At 52.6% G+C, this 1,068-nt stretch carries 1 rRNA gene; it reads left to right on the top strand.

Going from position 1 to position 1,068, the window contains the following annotated elements:
• Nucleotides 1–1,068 (top strand): 23S ribosomal RNA (locus ACMVME_RS22775); the annotation flags it as partial.

The following is a 1,068-nucleotide window of genomic DNA, read 5'->3' as shown; positions in this document are numbered from 1 at the left end:
CACACTATCGTTAACTGAATACATAGGTTAACGAGGCGAACCGGGGGAACTGAAACATCTAAGTACCCCGAGGAAAAGAAATCAACCGAGATTCCCCCAGTAGCGGCGAGCGAACGGGGAGCAGCCCAGAGTCTGAATCAGCTTGTGTGTTAGTGGAAGCGTCTGGAAAGTCGCACGGTACAGGGTGAAAGTCCCGTACACGAAAGCACACAGGCTGTGAACTCGAAGAGTAGGGCGGGACACGTGGTATCCTGTCTGAATATGGGGGGACCATCCTCCAAGGCTAAATACTCCTGACTGACCGATAGTGAACCAGTACCGTGAGGGAAAGGCGAAAAGAACCCCGGCGAGGGGAGTGAAAAAGAACCTGAAACCGTGTACGTACAAGCAGTGGGAGCCTCTTTTATGGGGTGACTGCGTACCTTTTGTATAATGGGTCAGCGACTTATATTCTGTAGCAAGGTTAACCGTATAGGGGAGCCGAAGGGAAACCGAGTCTTAACTGGGCGTTAAGTTGCAGGGTATAGACCCGAAACCCGGTGATCTAGCCATGGGCAGGTTGAAGGTTGGGTAACACTAACTGGAGGACCGAACCGACTAATGTTGAAAAATTAGCGGATGACTTGTGGCTGGGGGTGAAAGGCCAATCAAACCGGGAGATAGCTGGTTCTCCCCGAAAGCTATTTAGGTAGCGCCTCGTGAATTCATCTTCGGGGGTAGAGCACTGTTTCGGCTAGGGGGCCATCCCGGCTTACCAACCCGATGCAAACTACGAATACCGAAGAATGTTATCACGGGAGACACACGGCGGGTGCTAACGTCCGTCGTGAAGAGGGAAACAACCCAGACCGCCAGCTAAGGTCCCAAAGTCATGGTTAAGTGGGAAACGATGTGGGAAGGCACAGACAGCCAGGATGTTGGCTTAGAAGCAGCCATCATTTAAAGAAAGCGTAATAGCTCACTGGTCGAGTCGGCCTGCGCGGAAGATGTAACGGGGCTAAACCATGCACCGAAGCTGCGGCAGCGACGCTTATGCGTTGTTGGGTAGGGGAGCGTTCTGTAAGCCGT

This window comes from Enterobacter cloacae complex sp. 2024EL-00711, from assembly GCF_047529885.1.
Classification (GTDB): domain Bacteria; phylum Pseudomonadota; class Gammaproteobacteria; order Enterobacterales; family Enterobacteriaceae; genus Enterobacter; species Enterobacter ludwigii.
This window is presented reverse-complemented; position numbering and strand designations above follow the sequence as displayed.